Source organism: Robertmurraya massiliosenegalensis JC6 (assembly GCF_000311725.1).
Classification (GTDB): Bacteria; Bacillota; Bacilli; order Bacillales; family Cytobacillaceae; genus Robertmurraya; species Robertmurraya massiliosenegalensis.
The window spans coordinates 663,622-672,540 of record NZ_HE978513.1 but is presented as its reverse complement, the minus strand read 5'-3'; the positions used below and the strand labels follow the sequence as shown (position 1 = coordinate 672,540).

General features: G+C 38.7%; 10 protein-coding genes and 1 riboswitch. Of the genes, 6 read left to right on the top strand and 4 right to left on the bottom strand.

The features are described from left to right. Positions 1-338: 338 nt before the first annotated feature. On the bottom strand, positions 339-1,925 hold the full coding sequence (gene pckA, locus BMSHG_RS13155; protein ID WP_019154929.1) for a phosphoenolpyruvate carboxykinase (ATP): 1,587 nt from the start codon (positions 1,923-1,925) through the stop codon (positions 339-341). 263 nt (positions 1,926-2,188) lie between these two features. Beyond that, positions 2,189-2,322, top strand: a riboswitch (SAM riboswitch). Between the two features lie 209 nt (positions 2,323-2,531). Here pckA and metK point away from each other — a divergent pair. Next, on the top strand, positions 2,532-3,731 hold the full coding sequence (gene metK, locus BMSHG_RS13150; RefSeq protein ID WP_019154928.1) for a methionine adenosyltransferase: 1,200 nt from the start codon (positions 2,532-2,534) through the stop codon (positions 3,729-3,731). A gap of 53 nt (positions 3,732-3,784) precedes the next feature. On the opposite strand, the gene BMSHG_RS13145 is transcribed toward metK, so the two are convergent. Next, positions 3,785-4,309, bottom strand: a complete 525-nt coding sequence (locus tag BMSHG_RS13145) for a gamma carbonic anhydrase (RefSeq protein ID WP_019154927.1) — start codon at positions 4,307-4,309, stop codon at positions 3,785-3,787. Positions 4,310-4,531: 222 nt separating this feature from the next. Between BMSHG_RS13145 and BMSHG_RS13140 the strand changes: the two genes are divergently transcribed. Both BMSHG_RS13140 and BMSHG_RS13135 read left to right on the top strand, forming a co-directional pair. Then, positions 4,532-5,335, top strand: coding sequence for an alpha/beta hydrolase (locus tag BMSHG_RS13140; protein ID WP_019154926.1), 804 nt, complete (start codon positions 4,532-4,534; stop codon positions 5,333-5,335). Positions 5,336-5,347: 12 nt separating this feature from the next. Beyond that, the gene (locus tag BMSHG_RS13135) at positions 5,348-6,451 is read left to right on the top strand and encodes a tetraprenyl-beta-curcumene synthase family protein (protein WP_019154925.1); all 1,104 of its coding nucleotides are present in this window, start codon (positions 5,348-5,350) and stop codon (positions 6,449-6,451) included. A gap of 23 nt (positions 6,452-6,474) precedes the next feature. Here the strand turns inward: BMSHG_RS13135 and BMSHG_RS13130 are convergent, their stop codons facing one another. Together BMSHG_RS13130 and BMSHG_RS13125 are read right to left on the bottom strand one after the other, a co-directional pair. Beyond that, positions 6,475-7,047 carry a class I SAM-dependent methyltransferase gene (locus BMSHG_RS13130; RefSeq protein WP_019154924.1) on the bottom strand — a complete coding sequence of 191 codons (573 nt, stop codon included), beginning with the start codon at positions 7,045-7,047 and terminating at the stop codon, positions 6,475-6,477. After that, positions 7,047-7,997 carry a TIGR01212 family radical SAM protein gene (locus BMSHG_RS13125; RefSeq protein WP_019154923.1) on the bottom strand — a complete coding sequence of 317 codons (951 nt, stop codon included), beginning with the start codon at positions 7,995-7,997 and terminating at the stop codon, positions 7,047-7,049. The genes BMSHG_RS13130 and BMSHG_RS13125 overlap by 1 nt, the downstream gene beginning before the upstream one ends. A gap of 189 nt (positions 7,998-8,186) precedes the next feature. Between BMSHG_RS13125 and BMSHG_RS13120 the strand changes: the two genes are divergently transcribed. From BMSHG_RS13120 to BMSHG_RS29285, 3 genes are read left to right on the top strand one after another with little or no spacing between them, the layout of a single operon-like run. Further along, positions 8,187-8,450: a YtzC family protein gene (locus tag BMSHG_RS13120; protein ID WP_019154922.1), complete on the top strand. Its 264-nt coding sequence runs from the start codon at positions 8,187-8,189 to the stop codon at positions 8,448-8,450. Between the two features lie 14 nt (positions 8,451-8,464). Further along, a complete protein-coding gene (locus tag BMSHG_RS13115) occupies positions 8,465-8,635 on the top strand; it encodes a hypothetical protein (protein ID WP_019154921.1) in 171 nt (56 codons plus the stop codon). Positions 8,636-8,675: 40 nt separating this feature from the next. Next, positions 8,676-8,804 carry a hypothetical protein gene (locus BMSHG_RS29285; RefSeq protein ID WP_019154920.1) on the top strand — a complete coding sequence of 43 codons (129 nt, stop codon included), beginning with the start codon at positions 8,676-8,678 and terminating at the stop codon, positions 8,802-8,804. Positions 8,805-8,919 lie beyond the last annotated feature (115 nt).

The following is an 8,919-nucleotide window of genomic DNA, read 5'->3' as shown; positions in this document are numbered from 1 at the left end:
TGCTATTCCCTCAAAAAATGCCAAAATAAACAATTTTGCTCTCCATAAGCGGAAAATCTTCCGTTATTTTCCCTAAAAGGAACTCGATCGAGGAGATAACAGGAAAAATTCCGCTTAAGGGCAAGAAATGGTTGGAGCTAAATAGAGTCTTCTAGGAAAGATTTAGACAAAGCGGAAATCGAATTGGATTCTTGAAGGCTAATTTGCGTTTCCCTCGATTTTTTTGTACGAGGAAAATCGAAAATCTTGCGTTCATACAAAAATAGAGAAAGGTGAATTTGAGTACCCTCAGATTCACCTTTCTCATGATTTGAAGCTAGTTATGTCCGGAGCTTCTTTTATGTTAGTGGTCCACCTTGTTCACGGATAGACGTAGGAACATTCGTGAACTTCTCGAAATTTTTCTTGAATTTTTCAGCCAATTCTTTTGCTTTATTTTCATATGCTTTTTCGTCTGACCATGTTTTATGTGGCAATAATACCTCATCTGGAACACCAGGAACGTGCAATGGAATGTTTAAGCCGAAGTACTGGTCTTGGATGGTTTCAACATGATTTAACTCACCTTCAAGGGCCGCTTGAACCATTGCTCGTGTGAAGCTTAGCTTCATTCGGCTTCCGACACCATATTCACCACCGGTCCATCCTGTATTTACGAGATAGACTTGAGCATTATGCTCATCAATCTTCTCACCAAGCATCTCAGCATAGCGGGTGGCTGGTAATGGGAGGAACGGTGAACCAAAGCAGGTAGAGAAGGTTGCCTCAGGCGATGTTACTCCGCGCTCTGTTCCAGCTAGCTTTGATGTATAACCACTTAAGAAATGATACATCGCTTGTTCCTTTGTCAATTTAGAGATCGGAGGCAATACGCCAAACGCATCTGCTGTTAAAAAGACAATCGCATTTGGGTGTCCAGCGATACTTGGATCAACAATATTATCGATTGCCTGAATTGGATAAGCTGCTCGAGTATTTTCAGTTAATGAGCCATCATCATAGTCCGCAGTACGTGTTTCAGAATCGAGAACAACATTTTCTAGGACAGAGCCGAAACGAATTGCATCAAAAATTTGCGGCTCTTTTTCATAGGAAAGATTGATGCATTTTGCATAGCATCCACCTTCAATATTAAAGACTCCGTTTGATGACCAGCCATGTTCGTCATCTCCGATTAAGCGGCGATGTGGATCAGCTGATAAAGTGGTTTTACCAGTACCTGATAAGCCGAAGAATAATGCTACATCCCCTTCTTGGCCGACGTTTGCGGAGCAGTGCATCGGTAGAATCCCGTTTTCAGGTAGTAGGTAATTCATAATGGAAAAGATCGATTTCTTTATTTCACCAGCATACTCTGTACCACCAATTAAGACTGTTTTCCGTTCAAATGATATAATAATAAAGGTCTCTGATTTTGTTCCATCTACAGCTGGATCTGCTTTGAAATCAGGCGCAGAAATAACCGTAAATTGGGCTTGATGAGTAACTAATTCTTCTGCAGTTGGTCTGATGAATAATTGATGGGCAAAAAGATTATGCCATGCGTATTCATTAATAACTTGAATCGGTAGTTGGGAATTTTTATCGGCCCCTGCGTATCCTTTAAAGACGAATGCTTCATCTTTTTCTTTTAAGTGATCGAGAACTTTCGAATAAAGTCGGTCAAATGCTTCTTCAGAAATAGCTTGGTTGATTGGACCCCAATCAATTTTATTTTTAGAAGATCGCTCTTTGACGATGTATTTATCTTTCGGTGAGCGACCGGTATAAGTTCCAGTTGTTGCACAAACAGCACCTGTTGAAGTAAGAAGTCCTTCATTTCGCCGTAATACTTTCTCGACTAATTGTGGAACAGATAGCTGAACATGAACATTATTTTGTTGTAATAATTCATTAAGTTCATTAGAAAGGCTAACTGAATTCATTTGATGAAAACCTTCTTTCAAAATATTTTATAGAAGCAATTCTAGAAAGGGACATCATAATACGATTAGTATAACACATTTATCTTATTAGTCTATACTAATAAAGAAAAAACGCCACTGAATATTCAAAAAGTTTAATGAGGGTTTAGAATAGGAAACATGATAGAATTATTTGTAGGGAAAATGAAAAAATTTTAAGAAATATTCCTTACCTGTTGACACATATGCACTCGTTCGTTATGATCTACACTTGAACGGATACTCTCTTATCCCGAGTAGGTGGAGGGACAGGCCCTATGAAACCCAGCAACCGGTTATTAAATTCAAGATTTCCTTGAAAGAGTTAATAGCAATGGTGCTAACCTGAAGCAAGGATGATGTCCTTGAACGATAAGAGTGAAAGGCGAGAATGGTTTCTATACTCCTTTCCTCTACTTAGGAAAGGTTTTTTTATTGTAAGAAAAAATGAAATCAATTTCTCAACCCTTTTTATGGATTCTTGAAAATTATCATAAAAACTCCATGTTTATTTCATACTACATAGGGAATGAGTTCCGTATCAGCTCGAGGGTAATTCCTCGCACTTATAGATGAGGAGGAAGTCAGATGTCAAGAAACGCGCGTTTGTTTACTTCTGAGTCAGTTACTGAAGGTCATCCTGATAAAATTTGTGACCAAATTTCTGACGCAATTTTAGATGCGATCTTAGCCAAAGATGCTAATGCTCGTGTAGCTGCTGAAACGTCTGTGACAACAGGCTTAGTTTTAGTAGCAGGAGAAATTACTACTTCTACATATGTAGATATTCCAAAGATCGTCCGTGAGACAGTAAAAGAGATTGGCTATAATCGTGCTAAATACGGATTTGATTCTGAGACTTGTGCCGTATTAACATCGATTGATGAGCAGTCTGCTGATATTGCAATGGGTGTGGACAAGGCATTAGAAGCACGTGAAGGAAGTATGACAGACGAAGAAATTGAAGCGATTGGTGCAGGTGACCAAGGGTTAATGTTTGGGTTTGCTTGTAATGAAACAAAGGAGCTTATGCCTCTTCCCATTTCACTTGCCCATAAATTATCCCGTCGTTTAACAGAAGTACGTAAGGAAGAAATTCTCCCTTATTTAAGACCGGATGGAAAAACGCAAGTAACAGTTGAATATGATAAAAATAATAAGCCAGTTCGGATTGATACAATTGTTATTTCAACCCAACATCATCCTGAAATCTCGCTTGAACAAATTCAACGTAATCTTAAGGAGCATGTCATTAATCCAGTCGTACCAAGTGAATTAATCGACGAAAACACAAAGTATTTCATCAATCCAACAGGCCGCTTTGTGATCGGTGGACCTCAAGGAGATGCCGGCTTAACTGGTCGTAAAATTATCGTTGATACTTACGGTGGATATGCTCGCCACGGTGGGGGAGCTTTCTCTGGTAAGGATCCAACAAAAGTGGATCGTTCAGCCGCTTATGCTGCACGTTATGTAGCAAAGAATATTGTTGCTGCTGGCCTTGCAGATAAGGTTGAAGTACAGCTTGCTTATGCGATTGGTGTTGCACAGCCCGTATCTATCGCTGTCGATACATTCGGAACAGGTAAAGTTGATGAGGATATTTTAGTGGAAGTGGTGCGTCATAACTTCGACTTACGCCCTGCTGGTATTATTAAAATGTTGGATCTGCGCCGTCCAATTTATAAGCAAACAGCTGCTTACGGACATTTTGGTCGTACGGATATCGATCTTCCTTGGGAGCGCACAGATAAAGCAGATGCTTTACGTGAGCAAGCAATTAAATAAGTCAAAAAAGAAGCTACATCGTGAATGTAGCTTCTTTTTTTACATATTATCTTTTATTTACGCTTTTCCTCTTGAAGCTTTTTATAATATTGCCCTTTCTCAGCGTATTCTCTCGTGATTCTTTGCATATCTTTAATATCATCAGCATTTAGTTCTCTAATGACTTTTGCAGGTCTTCCGAAGGCCAATGTGTTTGCTGGGATTTTTTTACCTTGAGGTACGAGGCTGCCTGCTCCAATAAAAGCACCTTCGCCTATTTCAGCATTATCAAGGATAATAGAGCCCATTCCAATTAATGAATTTTTGCGAAGGATACAACTATGTAAAATGACTTGGTGGCCAACCGTAACCTCATCCTCTATAATAAGCGGGTTATTCGGACTTTGGTGGAGAACAGAGTTATCTTGCACACTTACTCTCTTCCCGATAATCGTGGGAGCGACATCCCCGCGAATGACAGTATTAAACCAAATACTTGATTCATCACCAATTTCCACGTCTCCAGTAATCGTGACGTAATCGGCAATAAAAGCAGTTGGTGAGATTTTCGGAAATTTGTGATGAAATGGATAGATCATGGGCATTCTCTCCTTATTCGTTTTACTCCCATTTTACTTAATTTTGTCTAAAAAGTGTGAATTAATTAGATCGATGGCAAAAACTCTGAGGTTTCCCCCTTTTTGTGTTAAAATGAACTATAATTTCGGTTCTCTATTTAGACCGAATTGAGAAATTGTAATCAATGATGATAAAAATAAATAGAAGAAATAGTGGATTCGGGCTTTGTAGGAGGAATTATCATGTGGAATTGGGAACCAGACGGGGAAGCGAAAGGCGTCATTGTTATGGTTCATGGTGCTCTTGAGCATCATAGACGATACGGTTGGTTAATCGAAATGTGGCGTAGAGCAGGCTTTCAAGTTATAATGGGTGATTTGCCTGGACATGGTCTCACAACAAGGTCTAGAAGAGGTCATATTGATTCTTTTGATGAGTACATCACAGAGGTCAAGGACTGGATTAGAACGGCTTACCAGTTTGATTTACCAGTCTTTCTATTAGGACATAGTATGGGTGGATTGATTACAATTCGTTTGCTTCAGGAGATGAAGCTGGATCTGGCAGGCGTCATTTTATCATCTCCATGTCTTGGTTTAGTGAAAAAACCGGGTAAGCTTTTAAACAGTTTAACGCATGTACTAAATGTGGTCGCACCTGAATTCAGAGTGGATCCAGGCATTACGGTGAAGATCGCAACGAGAAATGCCGAGGTACAAGATGTGGATCGAACGGATACACTATATATTGATAAGGTAACGGTAAGATGGTTCCGTGAACTAGATGACGCTATTAAGCAAGCGTTTGAAGAGATTGAAATAACGAATGATGTTCCACTCCTCGTGATGCAGGGTGGGGATGACAAAATTGTTAATAAGATTGCAGTTAAAGAATGGTTTAATTATGCACCACTCTCAGAAAAAAGATTTAAAGAGTGGCCAAAATGTTATCATGAAATTTTCAATGATCCAGAGAGAGAGGAAGTATTTGAATACGCAAAGGATTTTGTATATAGTCAATTGAAAGCGATTGGTTACATCATATAACGGAGGATTTTTATGATACCGTCAGAACCACTTAGTTTAATGTCAAAAGTATATCGTAACATCTTACCTACAGCACATATGGAGCTTGCTTATTGGAAGAAGCGGGCAGAGAAGATCCCAGATCCAGAGTTGAAAAAGCAAGCATTAGCAAGCATTGAAAGCAAAACTTTTCATTGTGAAGGCGGCTCCATCTTAGCCTTTATGGCTGGGAAAAGATATAAAGAAGCGATTAAATTTATTGTCGCTTATCAAACGATCAGTGATTATTTAGACAATCTCTGTGACAGAAGTACTTCTTTAGATCCAGACGATTTCTCTGCCATCCATGAATCAATGGAAGTAGCATTAACTGTAGGAGAAGAGCAGCGTGACTATTATCGTTATCGCAAGGAATTTGATGATGGCGGCTATTTAGAGGAACTATCTCGAACGTGTCAAGAAGTTTTACAAAGTATCCCGCATTATGATCAGATTAAAGACTACTTACTAGAGTTATGCAGATATTACTGTGACTTACAAATACATAAGCATGTAGAGGTGGATGAGCGAATTCCGCGCTTACAAAAATGGTTTAAACATCACCAAAGCGATATTCCTGACATGGAATGGTATGAATTTTCGGCGTGTTCAGGATCGACACTAGGGATTTTTTGTTTAGTATCATATGGAATGAGTCCTGATTTTAACAAAATTGATGCTGAAAAAATTAAAAATGGTTATTTTCCTTATATCCAGGGACTCCATATTTTATTAGACTATTTCATTGATCAGGAAGAGGATCGAATCGGTGGCGACTTGAATTTTTGCTTTTACTATAAAAATGAGGAGAGCTTATTCAAGCGTTTAAAGCATTTTGTGAAAGAAGCGGACAGGCATACCGATGGCTTACCAAATAAACAATTTCACCGCCTTATTAATCGAGGATTATTAGGCATCTACTTATCCGATGAAAAAGTTCGAAAGCAAAAATCAGTGAAATTGTTAGCGAGAGAAATGATTAAGAGCAGTGGCTTAGTTAGCTTTTTCTTTTATATGAATGGGAGACTCTATCGTAAAGTCCAGAAATGGATCCCTTCACTCAATATAAAAGCCGACTCTAAAGGTAGTCAAATGTGACTTGCCTAGAGTCGGCTTTTCATTTATCTTTTTTCAATTGCAATGATGAATGGAGGATGGTTTTCTTGGTTAATATATTGGTACTTGAGAACATGTGCTTTTTTTTGATCAAGCTGCTTGACGAAACTAAGAAGCTCTTCCTTTTCAGTTTGACCTTCTGGATGACCATGGTATATGACGAGTACAATAATTCCTTCTGGTGCTAATAGTTCCATCAATTGTTCAACGGCAGCAATCGTTGTATTCGGTTGGGTAACAATGGTTTTGTCACCGCCAGGCAAATAGCCTAAATTAAAGATTGCTCCCTTTATGTTTCCCTGAACGTTTGCTGGTACAGATGCAACAATTTCTTCATGCCCTTTATGGAATAAGGTTACCTGTTTGTCTAGTCTTTGTTCTTTTAAGCGTTTCGTTGTATTGGTTATGGCTTCTTTTTGGATGTCAAAGCCAAAAACTTGTCCATTTTCACCCACGAGATTGGCCAAAAAAACGGTATCATGTCCATTTCCAACGGTCGCATCAATCGCTATTTCTCCCGTATTTATAGCGCTTGTTAAAAGACTTCTTGCGAAAGGTAAAATTCCTTGAAGCTTCATTATTTACCCTCCCAATATTTCCCCTGCCAGCTATTGCGGTGTTTCAATTCTGCATCAATTGCATTGAGAACTTCCCACTTATTGACACTCCACATCGGTCCAACCATTAAGTCGATAGGACCATCACCAGTGATACGATGGACAATCATTTCTGGAGACAAAATTTCAAGCTGATCACAAACTAGGCTGACATAATCTTCTTGTGTTAGGAACTCAAGCATGCCTTTTTCATATTGCTTCACCATAGGTGTTCCTTTTAATAAATGAAGCAAATGAATTTTAATTCCTTGCACATCAAGCTTCGCTACTTCTTTTGCTGTTTCCATCATCATGTCATACGACTCTAAAGGCAGTCCATTGATGATATGGGAACAAACACGAATGCCATGCTTGCGAAGTTTTTCAACCCCTTCTACATAACATTGATAATCATGGGCACGATTAATTAATAAAGCTGTTCTTTCATGAACAGTTTGTAGTCCAAGTTCAACCCATAAGTAGGTTCTTTTATTAAGCTCTGCTAAATATTCTACGACATCGTCTGGTAGACAATCTGGACGAGTGGCAATCGATAATCCGACAACGCCTTCTTGCTCTAACACTCGCTCGTATTTTTCACGAAGTTCTTCCACAGGAGCGTGGGTATTCGTATACGCTTGGAAGTAGGCCATATATTTGCCATCCTTCCATTTTTCATGCATTTTATCTTTTATTTCATTAAATTGTACTTCTAGATCGTCTGCCCTGTTTCCAGCAAAATCACCGGAACCTGCGGCGCTACAGAACGTACAGCCACCATGAGCAACGGTGCCGTCTCGATTTGGGCAATCAAATCCTCCATCTAATGCAACTTTAAATACTTTATGGCCAAATTGCTGGCGTAAATGGTAATTCCATGTATGATAACGTTTATCGTCTATTGCATATGGAAAAGGCTTTGTCTGATTCAAGTCAGTACCCTCCTTTTTCGGTCTTTAATTTATTTTGAGCATAAGAAAAATTTTATCATGAAATTGTAAATTTTCATAATGGAGTTTATTTCATAATGGAAAATGGGGTAAGGAAAAGTGATTGTGAACAAACTAGAAGAGAAGCTTCATGCTTCATGAATCCTAATTTTTAGTGGGAGGTTTTATAGGATGGCTACACGTCAATCAATCGAAGACCTTCTTCAACAATGTGAGGATGCAATACGCAATGCCCATGAACAATATCAGGATCATACAAGACAGGAACAATATAATGATGTCGAGTTCACTTCCGCCATGCAACAGATTGAAACAGCCTATAATGATGTAGCAAAAATGGCTCAAAGTGCGAACGGTCAACAGCGTGACCAACTTCATCGTATGAGGCTTCAATTACAACAAATTCAAAATAATATGATTTTACATGAGCATTAAGGAGAGGTTCAAAAGTGAAAAAACGCTCAAAGCAAAATAACCCTGAACAAAAAAACAGAAACGGTGTCAACAATCAGGATTTAGAACTTGGACAAGATTTCGATGAAGTAAAGAAAGCGAAAAAGAAGTATGAAAAGTCTGGTGGGCAACCAGTCAAATCGAAATTTCATCCTGAAAATAATTAGGAAAATTTAGGGACCTTCCATTATGGAAGGTCCCTTTAGTATGTCTGTTAAAGGTATCTTAAGCAAAATCTCTATGCCTTTTGATCATGAAACAAGAGTTTGGTGGACGAAAGAGGAAAGTATGTCACATGAAGGGTTCATGATGCATAAGTTAGGTGGTTTGAAGTGAAAAGTGTGTCACATGAAGGGTTCATGATACATAAGTTTGGTGGTTTGAAGTGAAAAGCATGTCACATGAAGGGTTCATGATACATAAGTTAGGTGGATGGAAGTGGAAAATATGT